Source organism: Comamonas sp. 23, assembly GCF_049601575.1.
Lineage (GTDB): Bacteria > Pseudomonadota > Gammaproteobacteria > Burkholderiales > Burkholderiaceae_C > Comamonas > Comamonas squillarum.
This window is the reverse complement of record NZ_CP187127.1, coordinates 2,988,791-3,010,802: the sequence shown is the minus strand read 5'-3', so window position 1 is coordinate 3,010,802 and position 22,012 is coordinate 2,988,791. Positions and strand designations below refer to the sequence as shown.

Genomic DNA, 22,012 nt, shown 5'->3' with positions numbered 1-22,012 from the left:
TTGTCCTTAGGGTTGAGAAGCGGAGTCGCTGCGCTCGCCTTGCTGGCGCTCGTGGAAGCGGAATCCCCGGACGGATTGGTGGGCAATGCTGGTGAGCATCAGCATGGTCGAGCCCACGACCAGCGAGAACACCCCAATATCGAAGAACAGCGCGCTGGCGATATGGATCTCGCCCACCACGGGCAAGGTCAGATGCGCAGTGTGGCTGGTCAGGAACGGGTAGCCAAAGTACCAGCTGCCCACACCGGTGCCCAGCGCAAACAGCAGGCCGGCGGCAATCCAGCGGCGCGGGTAGATCGGCAGATGCGACTCCACCCAGTGCGTGCCGGAGATGATGTACTGCAGCAGCAGGCCGATGGCCAGGGTCAGGCCGGCCACAAAGCCGCCACCGGGCTCGTTGTGACCACGCATGAACAGGTACATCGCCACAATCGCGGCAAACGGCAGCAAGAGGCGCACCAGCACGGCGGGCACCATCAGGTAGCCCACGGCGGTATCGGTGGCACTGCGCGGGTTGAGCAGGTCGGTCTGCAAGTCAGCCGGCAAGAAGCGCTGCTGCTCGGGCACATCCATGGCCTCTGGTGCGGGGCGGAAGCGCCGCAGCAGGGCATAGACGGTGAGCGCCACAATGCCCAGCACGACGATCTCGCCAAAGGTATCAAAGCCACGAAAGTCGACCAGCATGACGTTGACCACGTTGGTGCCGCCGCCCTCGGGCAGGGCGCGCTCCAGGAAGAAGGTAGAAGTGCTCTCCGGGAAAGGCCGGCTCATCATCGCAAACGACAGCCAGGCCATGCCGCCGCCGGCGAGCAGCGCAATGGCCAGGTCACGCCAGCGGCGCAACGTGACCAGTGCACCATGCTGGGAGACTTTCTTGAGCTTCTTGTCGCGCTTGGGCAGCCAGCGCAGACCCAGCAGCAGCAGCACCGTGGTGACCACTTCGACGACCAGCTGGGTCAAGGCCAGATCGGGTGCGGAGAACCACAGGAAGGTAATGCAGGTGGCCAGGCCCGCGCCGCCCAAGGTGACCAGGGCCGCCAGGCGGTGGTACTTGACCAGGAAGGCCGCTGCCAGCGAGCAGCTGATACCGATGAGCCAGAGAATGCCAAAGGCGGGCGACAGCGGCTGCAGGCCCCGGTTGCCCAGCTGGAGGCCGTGGATCAGCAGCGGCAAGGTGGCGGTCAACAAGGCCGCCAGCACCAGCCACAGTGCCTGCCACTGCCAGCGGCGCGTGCCCAGCCAGGGGCGCATATGGCGCGCGCCATTGGTGATGATCGCCATCACCGCCTGGAACACCCATTGGCCATTGACGCGGCCAACCAGCGGCGCATCATCGAGGTATTGCTTGGCACGCAAGAGGCGCAGCAGCAAATACAGCAAGATGCCCGCCAGCATCGCGATGATGCTCATCACCAGCGGTGCATTGATGCCGTGCCACAGCGCCAGGCTGAACTCTGGCAAGTTGCCGCCCACCACGGGCGAAGCAGCTGCATCCAGGTAGCTGCCCACCGCCCAGGCCGGGAAGATCCCCACCAGCAGGCAGATCAGTACCAGCAGCTCGACCGGCACGCGCATCCAGTGCGGTGGCTCATGGGGCTCGTGCGGCAGGTCGGTGGCCGGTGGGCCAAAAAACACATCGACCGTGAAGCGCAGCGAATAGGCGACGCTGAAAATGCCCGCCAAGGTAGCGGCCACCGGCAAGGCGGTGGTCAGAAACGGTGTGGTGTTGATGTACACCGTCTCGGCAAAAAACATTTCCTTGGACAAAAAGCCGTTGAGCAGCGGCACGCCGGCCATGGCCGCACTGGCCACCATCGCCAAGGTGCCGGTGATCGGCATCATCTTTTGCAGGCCGGAGAGGCGGCGGATATCGCGTGTGCCTGACTCGTGGTCGACAATGCCGGCGGCCATGAACAGCGAGGCCTTGAAGGTCGCGTGGTTCATGATGTGGAAGACGGCAGCAACGGCGGCCAGCGGGCTGTTGAGGCCCAGCAGCAAGGTGATCAAGCCCAGGTGCGACAGGGTGGAATACGCCAGCAGCGCCTTCATGTCATGCTGGAACATGGCGATATAGCCGCCCAGCAGCAAGGTGATGGCGCCGGCGCCACCAACGAGCCAGAACCATTCCTCGGTGCCGCTCAGCGCAGGCCAGAGGCGGGCGAGCAAAAAGACACCGGCCTTGACCATGGTGGCCGAGTGCAGATAGGCCGAGACCGGGGTGGGCGCCGCCATTGCGCGCGGCAGCCAGAAATGGAAGGGGAACTGCGCGCTCTTGGTGAGCGCGCCGAGCAAGATCAGCACCAGGGTGACGCGGTAGAGCTCATGGTTGCGGATCTGGTCACCGGCGGCCAGCACATTGTCGAGCTCATAGCTGCCCACGATGTGGCCCAGCAGCAGCACACCGCCCAAGAGGCACAGGCCCCCGGTGCCGGTCACGGTGAGCGCCATGCGCGCGCCCATGCGTGCGTCCTTGCGGTGGTGCCAGTAGCCGATCAGCAAAAAGGAGAAGAGGCTGGTCAGTTCCCAGAAGAACACCAGCTGGATCAGGTTGCCCGAGAGCACCACGCCCATCATCGAGCCCATGAAGGCCAGGAAGAACGAGAAAAAGCGTGGCACCGGATCGGCTTGCGACATGTAGTAGCGCGCATACAGCACCACCAAGCTGCCGATGCCCAGCACCAGGATGGAGAACAACCAGGCAAATCCATCCATGCGGAAGTGCAGATCCAGCCCGAGCTGGCCCAGCCAGGCCACATTGTGGTGCACCACGCCGTTGTTCTGCGTTTCCGGGAAAAGCATGGCAACTTGAACCACGCAGAACACCGCAATGGCCCCTGCCAGCGTGGACTCGGTGTTACGCGCGTTGGCAGGCAGCAGCGCTGCAATTGCGCTGCCGATGAAGGGGAGGAGGATCAGGTAGGAAAGTGCCATTTCTTTGTAAATTCTACAAGCTGGCCCGATCCCAGCTGCTACTAAAACCCGAGCAAGTTCAGGATATTGGTCATGGCTTATCGATAGTCAATACCCTATGTTAGTGACTGCAAATGCGCGAGCAAAGGTGGTTTCTTGATGCCTGTTTTGAACATGCGCCCATGCATGCTTTGCATGAATAGCCGGCCACTTGCCCATAGGGCAACACTGCAGCGTTGCGGCAGGGGGCTGGGACAGGGGGAGGAGATGGTTGCGCCGCAGGTCCGCTGAGTCCAGGAGTTGTAGTGCGCGGGGCGGGGGCGCGCGCGGTACCGCTGCTGGCGCATGGCAGCAGGGCTGTGCGGGCGAGGCTGGGGTGCGTAGGGTCCGGTGCCGTGGCATATCAGGGCTCCTGCGCCCAGAGCAGGGCGTTTGCGCATCCTAGCAGAAGCGACTGGGAAGTCCTACCTCTCCTGGGAGAGCGAGGTTCTTATTGCTCTTCCACCCGGCGCGGCGGGTAGCTGTCCCAGGACTGGCAGCCGGGGCATTGCCAGAAATGCTGGCGCGCCTCAAAGCCGCAGGCGGCGCAGCGGTAGCGGGTCAGCGGTTTTGCGGCATTGTCCAGCGCGCGCTGAATGGCGGGGTGGTGCTCTTCGTGGCTGAGCGATTCCTGGGCGAGCCAGCGGCCGGCCGCAACCAGTGAGGGCTCGTGGCGCAGGTGCTCGATGTACCAGTCGCGCCCGACCGGTCCCTCGGCTTGCTCCACGCCGGCAAATTCGTCCAGCTGCACCAGGCTTTGCATCACATCCAGCGATGGCGCGCTGTGGTAGTTGGCCTCCAGCAGCGCACGTACCTGGGGCTTGCGCTCGTCGGCCTTGACCAGCTCCAGCATCAGCGGCGCGACCAGGGGCACCGAGGAGGGCGACACCGCGGCCAGCTCCATCAGCGATCCCAGTGCCAGCAAGGGATGGCCGCTCTTGTGCTGCAGATGGGCCAGCTCGATCCGGGGGCGCGGTGCATGCGGCGCCTCGGACTGGGCTTGCTGCAGCAAGTCCTGCGCGGCGTCGAGCTGGCCATGGGCGAGTTGGCCCAGCGCCTGCTCACACAGGTAGTGGGCAATGCGCACGCTGTAGTCGCCCTGGTTATGGCTGTGCATCAGGCGCGCAATCTGCACGGCTTGCGGCCAGTCGTGGGCGCGCTCGTAGATCGCCAGGCGCGAGAGACGGGCCTCGTTCTCGTAAGGGGTGTTCTCCAGCCGGGCCAGCGCATCTTCGGCGCGGTCCAGCAGCCCGGCCTTCATGAAATCCAGGGCCAGCGCATGCTGGGCGCGCTCGCGCTCGGGCTTGCTGATGTCGGCGCGTGAGAGCAGGTGCTCATGCACGCGTACCGCACGGCTGTATTCGCCCCGGCGGCGGAACAGATTGCCCAGTGCAAAGTGCAGCTCGGCGGTATCGGGGTCGTTCTGCACGGCCTCGATAAAGGCATCGATGGCCTTGTCCTGCTGCTCGTTCAGGAGAAAGTTCAGCCCCTTGAAGTAGGCCTTGGGGGCGCTGCGGTTCTCGCGGCGAATCTGGCGCAAGTCAAAGCGCGAGGCCAGCCAGCCCAGCACAAACGCAGCGGGGAAACCCAGCAGGATCCAGGAGATGTCAAATTCCATGAGGTGGCAGCGGGGTGGTCTCGTCCGCAGGGGCGTTGGTGGAGGGGGTGGGTTCGCCCGCAATGGCTTGCGCCGCCGCTGCACGCTGCGCGGCTTTGCGGTGCTTCCACCAGCGCGGCACCATGCCGATGATGCCGAGAATCACGCCCGCGCTGAAGGCGAGCAGCACCACCAGAACGAGCGGGGCCTGCCATTGGGTGCCAAAGAACAGGTGCACCACCACATCCCGCTGGTTATTGAGCGCAAATGCAAACAGGGTGAAGAAGATGACAGCTTTGAGCAGCCACAGCAGGTATTTCATGGCAGTGACAGGAATGGCTTGGGCGCCATTCTACGTGGATTCCCACGCCTGGCCTGGAAAAGCAAATGCCAGCACGAGGCTGGCATTGTTCGAAAGAAGGTGACGAGCCTGACCCCGGCACTGGATCCACAGTTAGGGCTGCTTGGTTCCCCACCTGACCCGGTTGGCCGCTTCCCCATGCGAGGAGGCCCGTCAGCTGTCGATTGTACCTAAAGAATGGGGCCCCTTGGCCAAGCTGGCCAAAAAGTCCTTGTTCGCCTGTGCGGCCAGGGCGCAGCGGCCAAAAGTATTGCAAGCTGCGCGCAGCCAGTGCCGCCCATGGCCGTGACTGACCGTAGAATGCGATGCTATGTCTTATCTTGTTCTCGCTCGCAAATACCGTCCGCGAAATTTCTCTGAAATGGTAGGCCAGGAGCATGTGGTGCAGGCGCTGTCCAATGCGCTGGTGCAGCAGCGCTTGCACCATGCCTACCTGTTCACGGGAACCCGGGGTGTGGGCAAGACGACGGTCTCGCGCATTCTGGCCAAGTCGCTCAACTGCACAGGCGCGGACGGCCATGGCGGCATCACCGCTGCGCCTTGCGGCGTGTGCCCAGCCTGTACCGAGATCGACAGCGGACGTTTCCCCGATTACACCGAGCTCGATGCCGCCTCCAACCGTGGTGTCGATGAAGTGCAGGGCCTCCTGGAGCAGGCGGTGTACAAGCCGGTGCAGGGGCGCTTCAAGGTCTTTATGATCGACGAAGTGCACATGCTCACCAATACCGCCTTCAACGCCATGTTGAAGACCCTGGAAGAGCCGCCCGAGTACCTGAAGTTTGTGCTGGCGACGACCGACCCGCAAAAAGTGCCGGTCACGGTGCTGTCGCGCTGCCTGCAGTTCAACCTGCGCCCGATGGCGCCAGAGACGATCCAGGAGCACCTGGGCCGCGTGCTGGTGCAAGAGCAGATTACGGCCGAGCCGCAGGCCTTGCGGCTGTTGTCGCGCTCAGCCCGGGGTTCCATGCGCGATGCGCTGTCGCTGACCGACCAGGCCATTGCCTTTGGTGGCGGCCAGCTGCAAGAGGCCAGCGTGCGCCGGATGCTGGGCGCCGTCGATTCCAGCCATGTGTTTCGCCTGATTGAGGCACTGGCGCGCGGCGATGGCGCCGAGGTGGTCGATACCGTCAACCAGCTGCGCCACCAGGGCTTGTCTGCTGCGTCTACCCTGGAAGACATGGCCGTGCAGCTGCAGCGCATGGCCGTGTTCCAGGCCGTGCCTGGCAAGGCCCAGGCCGCTGCCGCTGAGGACGACGCCGAGCAGCAGGAGCTGCTGCGCCTGGCCCAGTTCATGCCGGCGGACGAAACCCAGCTGCTGTACAGCATTGCGCTGCATGGCCGGGGCGAGCTGGGCCTGGCACCGGATGAATATGCGGCCTTGACGATGGCGCTGCTGCGACTGCTGGCCTTCAAGCCTGCGGGCACGGCTGAAAAAAAAACTCTGAATAGTGCTGGGGCTGCGGCGCCGGTGGCTGCTGGGCCCAAGCAGGCTGCTGCCCCCCTTGCCGCGCCTGCCGTGGCTGTTGCTCCGCGCGTGGTGCCGCCGCTTGCTGCGTCTCCAGCGCCGCAGGTCGCCACTGCGGTGGATGCGTCCGTAGCCCTTGCAGCGCCTGTTGTTGCTGCTCCGCCATCCGCAGCCATTTCTGCGCCCGTTTCTACACCTGTTTCAGTGCCCGCGCCCGTGCCCACACCGGCACCTGTGGCGGCTCCAGTGGCCCAGCCAGCACCTCCGGCTTCGGAGCCTATCGTCGCCACGCCCACGGTCGAGGCCGTCAAGCTGCCTGTGCGCAGCGCAGAAGATTTGATTCCCGCACGCGCCACTGCCACTGTGGCGCCTGTCCCAGTCGACCCGCCGACCCCCGCCCAGACCGAGAAGGAGCTGGTGGAAGAGGAGCAGCCGCAGTCCCATGACGACGATGCCCCGTCCGAGCCGGACAGCGATGCCGAGGACGAGACCGCAGCGCCGTACTTTGATGAGGTACCGATGGAGGCGTATGCGGATGACGAGCCAGCAGCGCTGGCCGATCTGCCCGATGCGGCGCCTGCTGCGCAGCCGCCCGCTGCAGCGGCACCTGACCGTGCCAGCCTGATTGCCTTGCCGGTGCAAACGCCGCAAGCCAGTGAGCTGGACCGGCCAGCGGCCAACTTTGGCGAGAACCTGGGCCGGGTGCCGCCCGAATTCGAGGACACCGAAGAGGGGCGTTTCTGGAACGACACCGTGACAGCCCTGGTGCAGGCCGAAGCCATTACGGCGGTGGCGCGCCAGTTGGCGCTGCGCTCGCAGCTCATCAAGCGCGAGGCCGACGAGTGGTGGCTGCGGGTGGACCTCGAGTCGCTGGCCCAATCCGGCACGATCGAGCGCCTGCGCACCGCACTGGTGGCCGCCGGTCTGGTGGGCAAGATCCAGGTGTCGGTGGGCGCCGTGAGCGACTGCCCGGCGCGGCGCAAGGCCCATGCCGTGCAGGCCCGCCAGCGCGCGGCCGAGGAAACCGTGCGCCAGGATCCCTATGTCCAGTCTTTGATACAGCAATTTGGCGCGAAAATAGTGCCCGGCAGCATTCAGCCTCTATGATGCGGCGTTCGCTGGCAGATGGGCCCTCCCGTCTGCTGCAGGTTTTTATACAAAAGGATTTTCCATGTTCAACAAAGGACAACTCGCAGGTTTGATGAAGCAAGCCCAGGCCATGCAGGACAACCTCAAGAAGGCCCAGGACGACCTGGCCAACATCGAGGTCGAAGGTGAGTCTGGTGCCGGTCTCGTCAAGGTGCTGATGACCTGCAAGCACGACGTCAAGCGCGTGACCATTGACCCCAGCCTGCTGTCCGAAGACAAGGACATGCTCGAAGACCTGGTGGCTGCCGCCTTCAACGCCGCGGTGCGCAAGGCCGAAGAGACCAGCAACGAGAAAATGGGCAAGATCACCGCTGGCATGCCAGGCCTGCCCGGCGGCATGAAGTTCCCGTTCTAAGCGCGCGCCTCGTTTTGCCGCACGCTTTTGCCGCCCCTGTGCCTTTGGCTGCCACGCGCAACCCAAGGCTTGTCTGCGCTGTGCACTGCTTGGTGAGGCATCGCCATGTCTGATACCGGCACGCTGGAGGCCCTGGTGCAGGCACTGCGCCGACTGCCGGGCGTGGGGGTGAAGTCGGCATCGCGCATGGCGTTTCACCTGCTGCAAAACGACCGGGAGGGGGCCGAGCTGCTCGCGCGCGCCTTGCACGAGGCCAGCAGCCGGGTGCAGCACTGCGAGCGCTGCCATACCTTTACCGAAAACACGATCTGCGACACCTGCCTGGATGAGGGGCGCGATGCCGCTCGCCTGTGCGTGGTGGAAACCCCCGCTGACCAGGCAGCCCTTGAGCGCACCGGTGCCTACAAAGGCTATTACTACGTGCTGATGGGGCGCCTGTCACCGCTCGATGGCATTGGACCGCGCGATATCGGTGTGCAGCAATTGCTGCAACGGGCGAGCGACGGCGTGGTGCAGGAGGTGATCCTGGCCACCAATTTCACCGCCGAAGGGGAGGCCACTGCCCATGTGATCAGCGAGGCTTTGCAGCGCAGGGGTATTGGCTTGACGCGCCTGGCCCGTGGGGTACCCATTGGCAGCGAGCTCGAATATGTGGACCTGGGCACGATTGCCCACGCATTGGCGGATCGCCGCTAAAGCCTTGGTCATTGGGAGGGGTGGCAGCGCCTTTTCCCAGCAATTCAGCGGCTTGCACCGTCTTTGGCGCAGGGCCTCCCGCAGCTTGGGAAAACCGGTTTTCCTGCGCCGCCATTTGGGCTAAATCCGGCTGAGGCGCCCAGCGCGCTGCTTGCGACCGATTACAATTCAATGCTGATCTTTATGGTTATTTATGCATTGCGTGCATAAATCAAGCCCGGTGCGGTCTGTGTTTTCCTGGATTTGCCCGTTTTTCAGTCTTGCACGCCTGTCTGTCTGCACCGCTCCAAAGATCATTCTCCGTTCTCCTTATTGCATCTAGCCGTGTTGCTGCCGGCTGTGCCTCGTGTTTTTTAGGATTTTTGCGTGCAATCTACTGCTGTATCCAAGCGAAATATTCTGGCCGCTGTCATTGGCAACGCGCTCGAATGGTATGACTTCCTGGTCTTTGCCTTCATGACGCCCATTGTGGCCAAGCTGTTCTTCCCCTCCAACCCCAACGATCCGAGCGATGACCTCAACCGCATCCTGATGACCACGGCGGTGTTTGGCGTGGGCTTCTTTATGCGTCCGGTGGGCGGCATCTTGCTGGGCCTGTACGGCGACCGCAAGGGCCGCAAGGCGGCGATGGTGATGGTCACCGGGATCATGGCCGTGGCCATTGCACTGATCACCTTTGCGCCGACCTACCAGGGTGTGGGTATCTGGGCGCCTATCTTCATCGTGCTGGCACGCTTGCTGCAAGGTTTTGCCGCAGGGGGCGAATTCGGCACGTCGACGGCCTTGCTGATCGAGCTGGCGCCCAAGGGCAAACGGGGCTTTTATGGCTCCTGGCAGATGACGGGCCAGATGGCGGCACTGCTGATTGGCGCGGCGGTGGGCACCTTGATCACCGACTTCTTCACCCAGGAGCAGCTGATGTCCTGGGCCTGGCGCATTCCCTTCGCGGTGGGCCTGTTAATTGTGCCGGTGGCCATCTATATCCGCCGCCATGTCGAAGAGCCAGAAACCTTTGTGAAGATGCAGGCCGCGCAAAAGGCGGGCACGGTCAAGCAAGTGGGCGTGCTGGAGATGCTGCGCACCCATGCGCGTGAAACCCTGGTGGGCATGGGCCTGGTGGTAACGGCCACGGTGTCCATCTACATCACCTTCACCTATCTGGTGACCTATTCGACCGTCACCTTGAAGCTGCCGCTGCACGATACCTTCATGGTGCAGATGGCCGGTGCGGCGCTGATGGTTGTGCTGATGCCCTTCATGGGCGCCTGGTCCGACCGGGTGGGCCGCCGTCCCTTGATGATTGGTTCGCTGCTGGGCTATCTGGTGGTGCTGTACCCGCTGTACGCCTGGCTGACCGATGGCCCGAGCATTGCCAAGCTGATGACCGTGCAGGTCGTTGTGTGCCTCTTTGTGTCGGTGTTCTTTGGCGTCTTCAGCACGGTGATGGCTGAGCTCTTCCCTGCGAATGTGCGCTCTGTGGGCATGTCCATGGCCTACAACATCGCCGTGATGGTGTTTGGCGGCTTTGCCCAGTTCATCGTGACTTGGCTGATCAAGACCACGGGCTCGACGATGTCGCCGGCCTTCTATGTGATGTTTGGCGTGACTTTGGGACTGATTGCGGCGTTCTTTATCCGTGAGCGCGCGCATGACGACGACCTGGATGGCGAGATGGTCTGATCACCCCGGCCAGCAGGCATGACGCTGCTGGTCAGCGAGCTGACAAAAAAGCCCGGTGCTGATGCAGCACCGGGCTTTTTCTGTGGGGTGTATAGGGCTTAGGCCAGCACGGGCAGCAACGCCTGCCACTCCTGGGCCAGCAGGCGCGCTGATGAGGCCAGCGCGCCGGGCAGCAGCTGGCTGGCGGTGTGCTCGACGCCCATGCCCAGGATGTGGCCAAGCAGCAAGGCGCCGGCCACCAGCTGCAGGTTGCCGGCGGGCACCTGCGGCCACTGCGCCTGGGCCTTGGCTGCCAATTCTGCGCTCAGGCGCGGGTAGAGCTTTTCGCAGTGCTGGATCTGGGGCAGCTGCGGAATCTTGGCCGCCACGGCCTGCAGCAGGGTCTCCCAGGCCTTGAGGTCTTCGGCCGGGTAGGCCTGGACCAGCTCGGGCAAGGACAGGTAAGGCGCGCGCGCCTCCAGGTTTTGCGACTGTGCCATGCGCAGCAGATTGAACAGCAGGGCGGGGCGGTGCTGCAGCAACTCGACCAGGGTCGCGGTATCGGCCTTGTTGTTCAGCGCCTGAGCCAGTGCCGCGACATCGGCGGTGCTGGGCAGCACGACCCGGGCGGGTATGGGTTCTGGGCGGCTGACCGCATAGCCTTGCAGCAGATGGGCCTTGTTCTCCTGCGCCAGTTGCAGCTGCGCAGTGGACTCGATCTTGTCGGCGATCAAGGTGGCGCCAGAGATGCGGCGCGCCCACTGCAGCATCAGTACCGCGCGCTCGGCCGAAAGCACCGAGAAATCGATCTTCAGGTAGTTGACCAGGTCGTGCCAGGGCGCGTAGGCCGAATCGAGCACCGAGTGGTTGAACGCGAGCGCAAAACCTTTGGCACGCAAGGCCTCCAGCGCGGGGCGGCGTGCCAGCGCTTCAGACGATGCGGCATGGCCCAGTGACGGGATCTCCAGCACCACCTGGCTTGCAGGCAGCAGATTCAGATGGCTGCCGCGCAGGCTCTCGAACGTGGTGTTCAGAAACAGCAGGCCATCGCCCAATAAGGGGGCGGGCTCGATGTGCGAGAGCACGGCATGCGTCAGCGCCAGGTCTGATTCCAGCGTATGGGACGACGCGGTGCGGGAGCGGTTGAATATCTCGTGGCCGGTGACGGCGCCGCTGGCATCTTTGATCGGCTGCCAGGCAATAGGGGGTGCGGGTGATGTGAACACCATGGCAGCTGCCATGGAGGGGGGTGTTGAAGGAGGCGCGCTCGTGTGTTGCATGTACGGCTGAACCATTGCATGCATCAGTGGTGCCTCACCAGCAACTGGTGTAAGCAATGTCTGCATTTCGTTAACTCGGGATCGACGTGCATTGTCCTTCATATCGGGCATTTCACGCGTCTATGGAGAGAGTGAACCTGCTGGTTTTGTAGCAAACTGCACACGCTTTTGGCGTATAAAAAGCGTCTGTTTGTTACAGTTGCCCCTGCAGCCAGTCCAACTCGCTCTGGCTGAACCCGGCCTGGCGGCGGGCAGGCAGGTTGATTGGCGGGCGGGGGCGGGGTGCCTCGTAGTGGCTGACAAGCCAGCTGTAGTGCTGCTCTGGGTCCAGATCGCGCTGCGCACAAAGAAACCGGTACCAGTGGTTGCCGATCGCCACATGTCCCACCTCTTCGCGCAGGATGATGTCCAGGATGGCGACCGCCTCCAGTGCGTCTGGCGCAGCTGTTTGTTGCAATTTTGCCTGGATCTGGGGAGTTGCATCCAAACCACGGGCCTCCAGGGTGCGGGGTACCAAGGCCATGCGCGCCACGATGTCATCGGCCGTTTTCTCGCACATGGTCCACAGACCCTGGTGCGCGGGGTAGTCGCCATAGTCATGGCCCCATTTGCGCAAGTGGGCACGCAGCAGCCGGAAATGCTTGGCTTCCTCGCCCGCCACCTGCAGCCAGTCCTGGTAGAAGGCCTCGGGCATGCCTTCATAGCGCCAGATGGCATCGAGCGCCAGGTTGATGGCGTTGAACTCGATGTGGGCGATGGCGTGCAGCAAGATGGCGCGCCCCTCAGCCGTTGCCGGGGAGCGCCGGCCCATGGCGGTATGGACCTTGAGCTCGGGTCTGGCCGGGTGGCCGGGCAGGCTGATGCCCTCGGGCACTTGCAGCTGCGCCCCGGGTGCTATTGAAATAGTGGCTCTTTGCGCATACATGGCAAGAGTGAGCGCGGATTTTTCCTCGGCATCGGCCACACACAGGGCTTGCAAGGCACATTGACGTAATTCCATCCCTACAATTATGAGGCTGGCGCCCCATGGAGGCGTGCAAGGCAGGCATGGCCCGCGCTCCTGCGAGCACTCACAGGGGATTGACCTGTAACCATAACCCGATGGAGACATGATGGCGAAGTATGAACTCGATGGTGTGCAACCGCAGGTTGCCGCCTCGGCATGGATTGCAGACAGCGCGCAGGTGGTCGGCCGCGTGGAGATGGCCGCAGACAGCAGTGTGTGGTTTGGTGCCATTCTGCGCGGGGACAATGACCCGATCCGCATTGGCGAGGGCAGCAATATTCAGGACGGCAGCGTGCTGCACACCGACAAGGGCAAGCCCTTGGACATCGGCAAGCACGTCACCATCGGCCATAACGTCATCTTGCATGGCTGCACGATTGGCGATGCGTCGCTGATCGGCATGGGCGCCATTGTGCTCAACGGCGCCAAAATCGGCCGCCATTGCCTCGTGGGTGCTGGCGCGGTGGTGACCGAGAACAAGGAGTTTCCTGAAGGCAGCTTGATTGTGGGCAGCCCCGCCAAGGTGGTACGCCAGTTGAGCCAGGAGCAGATCGAGGGGCTGCGGCGCAGCGCTGAGGGCTATATGGCCAATGCGCGGCGTTTCAAATCGGGTCTGCGAAAATTGCCGGATTGAGGCGCTGCGGCCCCGGGTGCGAAGCCCGGGCGCAGCAGGCCTGCATGTATTGAATTGGAAGAATTACAGTGTCTGAACTGCATAAATTTTTGTTTGATGGGCTGCCCGTGCGGGGAGCCATTGTTCGACTGACCGATGCCTGGCAAGAGATCTTGCAGCGCCGCGCCGTCAATACCAGTACCGGCCCGTACCCGCTGCCCGTGCAGGAGATGCTCGGCGAGATGACCGCCGCTGGCGTGCTGATGCAGTCCAACATCAAATTCAATGGCGCGCTGGTGTTCCAGATCTCGGGTGATGGCCCGGTGAAGCTGGCCGTCACCGAGGTGCTGACCAACCTGAGCGTGCGCTCCACCGTCACGATGGTGGGCGACTTGCCCGCCGATGCGACCTTGACCGACCTGGTCAATGTGCATGGCAAGGGCCGCTGCGCGATCACCTTGGACCCCAAAGACAGGCAACCTGGTCAGCAGCCCTACCAGGGCGTGGTGCCGCTGGTCGATGTGGATGGCCAGCCGCTCCAGAGCATGGCTGCCATCTTGCAGCAGTACATGCGCCAGTCCGAGCAGCTCGACACCGTGCTGGTGCTGGCAGCCAACGACAAGGTGGCCGCTGGCCTGATCGTGCAGCGCATGCCGATCAAGGGCGAGGCCAATCTGGCCGCAGGCGCGCAGAACACCGAAGAGGTCGACCAGATCGGCCTCAATGAAGAGTACAACCGCATTGCCCACTTGGCTGCCAGCCTGACCCGCGATGAGCTGCTGAGCCTCGATGTCGAGACCATCCTGCACCGCCTGTTCTGGGAAGAAAAGCTGCTGCGCTTTGTGCCTGAAGACGGCGAAGGCGGCCCGCACTTTGCCTGCACCTGCAGCCGCGAGCGTGTGGGCAATATGCTGCGCAGCCTGGGCCAGGAAGAGTCCGACAGCATTCTGGAAGAGCAGGGCATGATCGAGGTGGGCTGCGAATTCTGTGGCCAGCAGTACCGCTTTGACGCTGTCGATGTGGCGCATCTGTTTACCGAGCGCGGCAATGACCCGCCGGCCTCCAACCTGGTGCAGTGATGCCGGGCGCCCCGCTGGTCGCGCTTAGCTGGTTTGCGGTGTGATCAGGCCCTGGAACAGGCGCAGCTCGCAATCGGGGTCGCTGCATTTTTCGCAGTTCCAGCGCGCACGCGCGCCTGGGTTGGCCTGGCCCAGTGCCATGCGCAAGGCCTGCAGGCCCGGCGCCTGCGGGAACCAGTTGCACAGCGCTGCAAGTGCTTCCTGCTCCAGCCGGTGGCCCTGGCTGAATAACAATTGAAACGCCTGCCCCTGGCCCACCAGGTGCAGGCGTGCCTGCATCAGCAGAGTCTGCGCTGGATCGGACTGGCCTGAGCTGGCCGGCAGTGGTGGCGCAATCAGCAGTACGGCGTCGTGCCTGTCTAGCAAAATGGCTGGCGCATCCTGCGCTGGCAGACCTGCCAATTGGGTAAAGCTGCATGCCTTGAGCACCAAGGCGGGCGTGGATGCGGTAGCGCTCTGTGCCAGGTAGTGCTCCAGCTGCTGTGCAAGCCGCTTGGCATCTTCACAGGCAGCAGAGGCCAGATAGACCGCCGGTGGCGAGCGCTGGGTACTGGGCGTCATGGCTGGGTTGGGCGTCGCAGGCATGGCCGCGATGATACGGCCAAAGCCAGCGCGCAGCGACAAAAAAGCGCCTGCAAAGAGGCGCTTGTCGGGGCTGGGGGCGGCGCTGCTTTATTTGCGCGTGTACTGCACAAATACTTCATTGGGCTTGACCATGCCCAGCTCATTGCGGGCCTTGCCTTCGACCATGTCCATGCCCTGCTTGAGGTCGTTGACCTCGGTCTCCAGGCGCACGTTCTCACGCCTGGCCGCTTCGTTCTCTGTTTTCTGCGTGGCGATTTGCTGCTTCATGTCCTTGACATAGGGCACGCTGCCGCGCCCACTCCAGAGCTGGGCATGGATGCTGACCAAAATGGCCAGCAGCACAAAGGGAACAATGCGAGAGATCATGGCAAACAGGGCTCGAAAGGGCTGGCGGGGCAGGGCCTGAGGCCATGCCCCGCAGCAGGCTTAGCGCAGATTGTAGAAGGCGGCGCGGCCGGGGTACACGGCCACTTCGCCCAGGTCTTCTTCAATGCGCAGCAACTGGTTGTACTTGGCCATGCGGTCCGAGCGGCTGAGCGACCCGGTCTTGATCTGGCCCGCGTTCAAGCCCACGGCGATATCGGCGATGGTGCTGTCTTCGGTCTCGCCCGAGCGGTGCGAGATCACGGCGGTGTAGCCGGCGCGCTTGGCCATCTCGATAGCGGCAAAGGTTTCGCTCAAGGTACCGATCTGGTTGATCTTGATCAGGATCGAGTTGGCGATGCCCTTGTCGATGCCTTCCTTGAGGATCTTGGTGTTGGTCACGAACAGGTCGTCACCCACCAGTTGCACCTTCTTGCCCAGGCGCTCGGTCAGCACCTTCCAGCCATCCCAGTCGCCTTCGTGCATGCCGTCTTCGATGGAGATGATGGGGTACTTGTCGCACCAGGCGGCCAGCATGTCGGTCCATTGCTCGGCCGTCAGGCTGATGCCGCCTTCGCCTTCGAGCACGTACTTGCCGTCCTTGTAGAACTCGGAGGCAGCGCAGTCCAGCGCCAGAGCGATCTGCTCGCCAGCGGTGTAGCCGGCCTGGTCGATGGCTTCGAGGATCAGCTGGATGGCGGCTTCATGGTTCTCGACCGATGGCGCAAAACCACCTTCGTCACCCACGGCGGTGGGCATGCCACGGCTGTCGATGATCTTCTTCAGCGCGTGGAACACTTCAGCACCCCAGCGCAGCGCTTCGCGAAAGCTCGGCGCGCCCACGGGCACGATCATGAACTCTTGCAGGTCCAGCGAGTTGTTGGCGTGCGCGCCACCGTTGATCACGTTCATCATCGGCACGGGCAGCTGCACACCACCCATGCCGCCAAAGTAGCGGTACAGCGGCAGACCGGCTTCTTCGGCAGCAGCGCGGGCCACGGCCATCGACACGGCCAGCATGGCATTGGCGCCCAGGCGGCTCTTGTTGTCGGTGTTGTCAAGATCGATCAGGGTCTTGTCCAGGAAGGCCTGTTCGGCGGCGTCCAGGCCCAGGATGGCTTCGGAGATTTCGGTATTGATGTGCTCGACGGCCTTGAGCACGCCCTTGCCCAGGTAGCGGCTCTTGTCGCCGTCGCGCAGCTCGATGGCTTCACGCGAACCGGTGGAGGCGCCCGATGGGACGGCCGCGCGGCCCATCACACCCGATTCCAGCAGTACATCACATTCCACGGTGGGGTTGCCACGCGAATCCAGAATTTCGCGGCCAACAATATCAACAATTGCACTCACTTTAGAGCCTTTCAGAGATTGAGAAAAGGGTTGGTGCGCTGCAAACGGGTGGACTGCAACTGCACGGAATCAAGGGGAGGGGATGCGGGATGGACGTTCAAACGCCTTCGACCAGCACCATGCGCATGATGGCGGCGCCGGCACGCGCTTCGCGCGCCTTGCTGTATTCGGGCGAATCATAGAAACGGCGGGCTTGCTCGCTGTCCTTGAACTTCAGGATCACGGTGCGGCCGGGGTTCCAGTCGCCCTCGATCACCTCGACCTTGCCGCCGCGCACGCAGACCTCGGCGCCATAGGTTTGCATGGCGATGGTGCTGTACTTGCGGTACTCCTCGTACTGCTCGGGGTTGGTGACGGTGACCGATGCAATGATGTATGCGCTTGGCATTTAAGCTCCAAAATTGTTTTCCAGAAAACCGTTCTTCTTGGTGATGCTGTCCAGCGCCACCATGGTTTCGAGCAAGGCCTTCATGTGCTTGAGCGGCACGGCGTTGGGGCCGTCGCTCAGGGCGTTGCAGGGGTCGGGATGGGTTTCCATGAACACGCCAGCGACGCCCACGGCAATCGCTGCACGGGCCAGCACGGGCACCATTTCGCGCATGCCGCCACTCGACGTGCCATTGCCGCCGGGCAACTGCACGCTGTGCGTGGCGTCGAACACCACGGGCGCGTTGGTTTCGCGCATGATGGCCAGCGAGCGCATGTCGCTCACCAGGTTGTTGTAGCCAAAGCTGGCGCCGCGTTCGCAGGCCATGAAGCTGTCTTCGGGCAGGCCCACTTCCTTGGCGGCAGCGCGGGCCTTGTCGATGACATTCTTCATGTCATGGGGCGCCAGAAACTGGCCCTTCTTGATATTGACCGGCTTGCCCGATTGGGCGACCGCACGGATGAAGTCAGTCTGGCGGCACAGGAAGGCCGGGGTCTGCAGCACATCGACGATGCTGGCCACATAGGGCACTTCGGCTTCGGTGTGCACATCGGTGAGGATGGGCACATTCAGCTCTTTTTTCACCTTGGCCAGAATCTCCAGGCCCTTTTCCATGCCGGGGCCGCGAAAGCTCGTGCCCGAGCTGCGGTTGGCCTTGTCAAAGCTGCTCTTGAAGATAAAGGGGATGCCCAGGCTGGACGTCATTTCCTTGAGCTGTCCGGCCACATCCATCTGCAGCTGCTCGGACTCGACCACGCAGGGGCCGGCGATCAGGAAAAACGGTTTATCAAGCCCGATATCAAATCCGCACAATTGCATGGACGGTGTTCCTTAAGGATGGGGTGAGAGCAAAGACGCCATGAAAAACGCAGCGTTGGTGGATGCTTTGTTTGTCATGGCTTCTGTGTGTGCCGCAGCGTGGCCGCAATTTTACTTGGCTGCCTGCTTCTTGCGATCGACTGCCGCCTTGATGAAGGCATTGAACAGCGGATGGCCGGCCCAGGGGGTGGACTTGAACTCGGGGTGGAACTGCACACCGATGAACCAGGGGTGCACCGCCTTGGGCAGCTCGACAATCTCGGTCAGATGCTCACGCTGGGTCAGCGCCGAGATCACCAGGCCGGCGCTGCGCAGCTGGTCCAGGTACTGGGTGTTGGCCTCGTAGCGGTGGCGGTGGCGCTCGGTCACCACATCGCCATAGATGCTGTGGGCCAGTGAGTCCTTTTGCACATCGGACGATTGCGCGCCCAGGCGCATCGTGCCGCCCAGGTCCGAGTTCTCGTCGCGGGTCTTGATGGTGCCGTCGGCATCCTTCCACTCGGTGATCAGCGCGATCACGGGGTGGGGCGTCTGGCGGTCAAACTCGGTGGAGTTGGCGTTGTCCAGGCCCGCCACATGGCGGGCGTATTCGATGGTGGCCACCTGCATGCCCAGGCAGATGCCCAGGTAGGGCACCTTGCCTTCACGGGCAAACTTGGCCGTGGAGATCTTGCCTTCGACACCGCGCGAGCCAAAGCCGCCGGGCACCAAAATGCCGTCATAGCTCTTGAGCAGCTCGGCTGCATCGCTGTCATGGATGGTTTCCGAATCCACGTGCGTGATCTTGACGCGCACATGGTTTTGCATGCCGGCGTGCTTGAGCGCTTCGTTGACGGACTTGTAGGCATCCGACAGCTCGACATACTTGCCGACCATCGCGATGGCCACTTCACCCTTGGGGTGCTCGGTCTCATAGACCAGGTCATCCCAGCGCTTGAGGTTGGCCGGCGGCGTGTTCAGGCGCAGCTTGTCGCAGATGAGGCCATCGAGGCCCTGCTCGTGCAGCATGCGGGGCACCTTGTAGATGGTGTCCACATCCCACATGCTGATGACGCCCCAGGACTGGACGTTGGTGAACAAGGAGATCTTGTCACGCTCTTCCTCAGGCACCGCATGCTGGGCGCGGCACAGCAGCGCATCGGGCTGAATACCGATTTCGCGCAGCTTTTGCACCGTGTGCTGGGTAGGCTTGGTCTTGAGCTCGCCGGCCGCTGCAATGTAGGGCAGGTAGGTCAGGTGCACAAAGGCCGAGTTGTTGGGGCCGAGCTTGAGCGACAGCTGGCGCACCGCTTCCAGGAAGGGCAGCGACTCGATATCGCCGACCGTGCCGCCGATCTCGCAGATGGCGACATCGACAGCGTGGTCGGTGCCGATGCCGGCGCCGCGCTTGACGTATTCCTGGATCTCGTTGGTGATGTGCGGGATGACCTGCACGGTCTTGCCCAGGTAATCACCACGGCGCTCCTTTTCTAGAACGCTTTGGTAGATGCGGCCGGTCGTGAAGTTGTTCGTCTGGCGCATGCGCGTTTCGATGAAACGCTCATAGTGGCCCAGGTCCAAGTCGGTCTCGGCGCCATCGTCCGTCACAAACACTTCGCCGTGCTGGAAGGGAGACATGGTGCCTGGATCCACGTTGATGTATGGATCCAACTTGATCAGGGTGACTTTGAGTCCGCGCGATTCCAAAATCGCTGCAAGGGAGGCTGAGGCGATTCCCTTGCCCAGGGAAGACACCACACCGCCAGTAACGAAGACAAATTTGGTCATGTCTTTTAGGGAGGTGGGAAATTCTGATTATAAAGGCGTATGCCAGCCTGTGCGGGCAGCTGCAGTAAATGGGCTTCCAAGGTCACGGGTTTGCACCCGATGCATCGCTGCCAAGATAGCCGCCCTGCTACTGCTCTCTTGTCTGCTGCAGTGCAGCGGCAGCGCTGCGCCTCTGCTACATTGGCGGGCATGAACCAGCTCCATGGAAAACATATTGTCCTCGGCATGTCGGGCGGCGTTGCCGCCTTCAAGTCTGCCGAGCTGTGCCGCCGGTTGATCAAGGCGGGCGCGACCGTGCAGGTGGTCATGACCGAGTCGGCCACCCAGTTCATGACGCCGGTGACGATGCAGGCGCTCTCCAACCGCCCGGTCTATACCTCGCAGTGGGATGCGCGCGAGCACAACAACATGCCGCACATCAACCTCAGCCGCGAGGCCGATGCCATTGTGGTGGCCCCTTGCAGCGCCGACTTTATCGCCCGCCTGGTGCAAGGCCGCGCCGATGAGCTGCTGAGCCTGTTGTGCCTAGCGCGGCCGATCGATACCGTGCCCTTGATCCTGGCCCCGGCGATGAACCGCGAGATGTGGGCCCACCCTGCGACACAGCGCAACCTGCGCCAGGTGCAGGCAGATGGTGCGGTGGTACTGGGCGTGGGCAATGGCGACCAGGCCTGCGGCGAGACCGGTGACGGCCGCATGCTGGAGGCCGCCGAGATCGAGGAAGAGCTGCAGTATTTTTTCAGCGCCAAGGCGCTGGCAGGCAAAAAGCTGCTGATCACCGCCGGCCCCACGTTTGAGGCGATTGACCCGGTGCGGGGCATCACCAACCTCTCGAGCGGCAAGATGGGCTTTGCGATTGCCCGCGCCTCCCAGGCCGCTGGCGCCGAGGTCATGCTGGTAGCCGGCCCCGTGCATGTGCCCACGCCGCGCGGTGTGCGCCGCATCGATGTGCAATCGGCGCAAGACATGCTCCAAGCGGTGCTGGCCCACATTGACGGCGCCGATGTATTTGTCGCCACCGCTGCGGTGGCCGACTGGCGCCCAGCCCAGGCGGCCGACCAGAAGATCAAAAAAGACGGCAGTGGCGAGGTGCCGCAGCTGGCCTTTGTCGAGAACCCGGACATTCTGGCCACCGTTGCCCAGCTGCCGCGCGCCCAAAGCGGCGATCTGTACTGCGTGGGCTTTGCTGCAGAAAGCGAAAACCTGCTGGCTAATGCCCAGGCCAAGCGCCTGCGCAAGCAGATCCCGCTCTTGGTCGGCAATATTGGCCCGGCTACCTTTGGCAAGGATGACAACGCCTTGCTGCTGGTGGATGCGCAAGGCCACAAGGAGCTGCCCCATGCCAGCAAGGCGGTACTGGGCGAGCAACTGGTGGCCGAAATCGCCAAGCGCATCGCGCGTTAGTCGGACCAAGAGCTTCGCACATTGCAGCCGCCAAGATGGGCGGCTGTTTGCTTTGCATCAGTTCAACAAGGCCAGGATCTCGTCGTGCAGTTGGCGCGGCAGGCGGATGCCTTGCTGCGCACTCAAAGCCCGCGCGGCATAGCGCCGCTCGGATGGCAGGCGTGCGCCCTGGCCCTGGATGGCGGCAAACAGAGCCTCGGCGCGCGCCTGGTGGCCGGGCCAGTCTTCGCCGGCAAAGCGCTTTGGGTCAAAAGCCAGCACCAGGTGGCCATGGCAGGGCATGCCGCCGGCACCAGCGTCCAGCGCCATCGATTCCTGGCTGCCCAGGTCGCCAATCAGCATGCCCGCCATCAACTCGACCATGGTGGCCAGGGCCGAGCCCTTGTGGCCGCCAAAAGTGCGCATCGCCCCTTGGGCAACGGCTGCCGGGTCGGTGGACGGTTGGCCCTGTGCGTCAATGCCCACGCCTTCGGGCAGCGGGGTGCCGGCGCGGCGGTGCAGGTCCAGATCGCCGCGCGCAATGGCGCTGGTGGCAAAGTCAAACACATAGGGGTAGGGGCCGGGCCGGGGCCAGCCAAAGGCGATCGGGTTGGTGCCAAACACCCCTTTGCTGCCGCCTGCCGGCGCCACCCAGGCATGGCTGGGTGTCATCACCAGCGCGGCCAGGCCCTCGTCGGTGAGCATCTCCACCTCGGGCCACAGCGCCGTAAAGTGAAAGCAGTGGTTGATCACCAAGGCGCCCATGCCCAGCTTGCGGGTGGCTGCCACCAAGGGCGGCAGGCCCACTTCCAGCGCCCAGGGCGAGAAGCCGCGCTGGGCATCGACCCGGGTGATCGCGCCTTGCGTAGGCTGCAGCAGAGGAGGGACCTGCAGGTCCACCAGGCCGGTGCGGATGGTCTGGGCCGCGCTCAGGATGCGGTAGGCGCCATGGCTTTGGCAGGCATCGCGCTGGCCGGCCACGACAATGCGGGCAATGGCCTGGGCATGGGGGGCGCTCAGGCCCAGGTGCTGCAGCACCTGCAGCGCCAAGCGGCGCAGGTCGCTCTCGCTGATCAGCAGGATGTCTTCTTGTGATTGATCCATGCCTC

General features: G+C 63.3%; 19 protein-coding genes and 1 other RNA gene. 7 read left to right on the top strand and 13 right to left on the bottom strand.

The genetic code is table 11. The features are described from left to right. Positions 1 to 6: 6 nt before the first annotated feature. The 4 genes from ACPEE1_RS13495 to ffs form a co-directional block, all read right to left on the bottom strand. The gene (locus ACPEE1_RS13495) at positions 7 to 2,931 is read right to left on the bottom strand and encodes a monovalent cation/H+ antiporter subunit A (protein ID WP_423933113.1); all 2,925 of its coding nucleotides are present in this window, start codon (positions 2,929 to 2,931) and stop codon (positions 7 to 9) included. A gap of 469 nt (positions 2,932 to 3,400) precedes the next feature. Further along, complete coding sequence (gene lapB, locus ACPEE1_RS13490; protein WP_423933110.1) at positions 3,401 to 4,567, bottom strand: lipopolysaccharide assembly protein LapB; 1,167 nt, start codon at positions 4,565 to 4,567, stop codon at positions 3,401 to 3,403. Further along, a complete protein-coding gene (locus ACPEE1_RS13485) occupies positions 4,557 to 4,868 on the bottom strand; it encodes a LapA family protein (RefSeq protein WP_116927345.1) in 312 nt (103 codons plus the stop codon). Before ACPEE1_RS13485 ends, lapB begins: the two co-directional genes overlap by 11 nt. 98 nt (positions 4,869 to 4,966) lie before the next feature. Then, positions 4,967 to 5,062, bottom strand: an RNA gene (gene ffs, locus ACPEE1_RS13480) — signal recognition particle sRNA small type. A 155-nt stretch (positions 5,063 to 5,217) separates the two neighbouring features. On the opposite strand from ffs, the gene dnaX reads away from it, so the two are divergent. From dnaX to ACPEE1_RS13460, 4 genes are all read left to right on the top strand, one after another. After that, positions 5,218 to 7,479, top strand: a complete 2,262-nt coding sequence (gene dnaX, locus ACPEE1_RS13475) for a DNA polymerase III subunit gamma/tau (RefSeq protein WP_423933107.1) — start codon at positions 5,218 to 5,220, stop codon at positions 7,477 to 7,479. Between the two features lie 64 nt (positions 7,480 to 7,543). After that, positions 7,544 to 7,876, top strand: coding sequence for a YbaB/EbfC family nucleoid-associated protein (locus ACPEE1_RS13470; protein ID WP_021028254.1), 333 nt, complete (start codon positions 7,544 to 7,546; stop codon positions 7,874 to 7,876). Positions 7,877 to 7,981: 105 nt separating this feature from the next. Beyond that, positions 7,982 to 8,572, top strand: a complete 591-nt coding sequence (gene recR, locus ACPEE1_RS13465; RefSeq protein WP_116927343.1) for a recombination mediator RecR — start codon at positions 7,982 to 7,984, stop codon at positions 8,570 to 8,572. 366 nt (positions 8,573 to 8,938) lie between these two features. After that, positions 8,939 to 10,252, top strand: a complete 1,314-nt coding sequence (locus ACPEE1_RS13460; RefSeq protein WP_182341061.1) for an MFS transporter — start codon at positions 8,939 to 8,941, stop codon at positions 10,250 to 10,252. A gap of 98 nt (positions 10,253 to 10,350) precedes the next feature. Here ACPEE1_RS13460 and ACPEE1_RS13455 read toward each other — a convergent pair whose 3' ends face one another. Together ACPEE1_RS13455 and ACPEE1_RS13450 are read right to left on the bottom strand one after the other, a co-directional pair. After that, positions 10,351 to 11,472, bottom strand: a complete 1,122-nt coding sequence (locus ACPEE1_RS13455) for an EAL domain-containing protein (protein ID WP_182341064.1) — start codon at positions 11,470 to 11,472, stop codon at positions 10,351 to 10,353. Positions 11,473 to 11,704: 232 nt separating this feature from the next. After that, positions 11,705 to 12,511: a ferritin-like domain-containing protein gene (locus ACPEE1_RS13450; RefSeq protein WP_116927340.1), complete on the bottom strand. Its 807-nt coding sequence runs from the start codon at positions 12,509 to 12,511 to the stop codon at positions 11,705 to 11,707. Between the two features lie 112 nt (positions 12,512 to 12,623). Here ACPEE1_RS13450 and ACPEE1_RS13445 point away from each other — a divergent pair, with 112 nt between their 5' ends. Beyond that, complete coding sequence (locus ACPEE1_RS13445; RefSeq protein ID WP_116927421.1) at positions 12,624 to 13,151, top strand: gamma carbonic anhydrase family protein; 528 nt, start codon at positions 12,624 to 12,626, stop codon at positions 13,149 to 13,151. A gap of 68 nt (positions 13,152 to 13,219) precedes the next feature. Continuing rightward, complete coding sequence (locus ACPEE1_RS13440; protein ID WP_116927339.1) at positions 13,220 to 14,209, top strand: Hsp33 family molecular chaperone HslO; 990 nt, start codon at positions 13,220 to 13,222, stop codon at positions 14,207 to 14,209. 24 nt (positions 14,210 to 14,233) lie between these two features. On the opposite strand, the gene ACPEE1_RS13435 is transcribed toward ACPEE1_RS13440, so the two are convergent. The 6 genes from ACPEE1_RS13435 to ACPEE1_RS13410 form a co-directional block, all read right to left on the bottom strand. Continuing rightward, the gene (locus ACPEE1_RS13435) at positions 14,234 to 14,770 is read right to left on the bottom strand and encodes a hypothetical protein (protein WP_133248207.1); all 537 of its coding nucleotides are present in this window, start codon (positions 14,768 to 14,770) and stop codon (positions 14,234 to 14,236) included. Between the two features lie 111 nt (positions 14,771 to 14,881). Next, complete coding sequence (locus ACPEE1_RS13430; RefSeq protein WP_423933099.1) at positions 14,882 to 15,160, bottom strand: FtsB family cell division protein; 279 nt, start codon at positions 15,158 to 15,160, stop codon at positions 14,882 to 14,884. A gap of 60 nt (positions 15,161 to 15,220) precedes the next feature. Next, positions 15,221 to 16,507 carry a phosphopyruvate hydratase gene (gene eno, locus ACPEE1_RS13425; RefSeq protein WP_021028245.1) on the bottom strand — a complete coding sequence of 429 codons (1,287 nt, stop codon included), beginning with the start codon at positions 16,505 to 16,507 and terminating at the stop codon, positions 15,221 to 15,223. Between the two features lie 97 nt (positions 16,508 to 16,604). Beyond that, positions 16,605 to 16,895, bottom strand: coding sequence for a DUF1330 domain-containing protein (locus ACPEE1_RS13420; RefSeq protein WP_021028244.1), 291 nt, complete (start codon positions 16,893 to 16,895; stop codon positions 16,605 to 16,607). Then, entirely contained in the window at positions 16,896 to 17,753 is an 858-nt protein-coding gene (gene kdsA, locus ACPEE1_RS13415) for a 3-deoxy-8-phosphooctulonate synthase (RefSeq protein ID WP_021028243.1), read from the bottom strand. A 111-nt stretch (positions 17,754 to 17,864) separates the two neighbouring features. Continuing rightward, positions 17,865 to 19,520 (bottom strand): CTP synthase, encoded by a 1,656-nt coding sequence (locus ACPEE1_RS13410; protein ID WP_116927337.1) that lies wholly within the window; start codon positions 19,518 to 19,520, stop codon positions 17,865 to 17,867. Positions 19,521 to 19,709: 189 nt separating this feature from the next. Between ACPEE1_RS13410 and coaBC the strand changes: the two genes are divergently transcribed. Further along, positions 19,710 to 20,924: a bifunctional phosphopantothenoylcysteine decarboxylase/phosphopantothenate--cysteine ligase CoaBC gene (gene coaBC, locus ACPEE1_RS13405; protein WP_116927336.1), complete on the top strand. Its 1,215-nt coding sequence runs from the start codon at positions 19,710 to 19,712 to the stop codon at positions 20,922 to 20,924. Positions 20,925 to 20,981: 57 nt separating this feature from the next. On the opposite strand, the gene ACPEE1_RS13400 is transcribed toward coaBC, so the two are convergent. Further along, entirely contained in the window at positions 20,982 to 22,007 is a 1,026-nt protein-coding gene (locus ACPEE1_RS13400; RefSeq protein WP_116927335.1) for an Ldh family oxidoreductase, read from the bottom strand. Between the last annotated feature and the right edge of the window lie 5 nt (positions 22,008 to 22,012).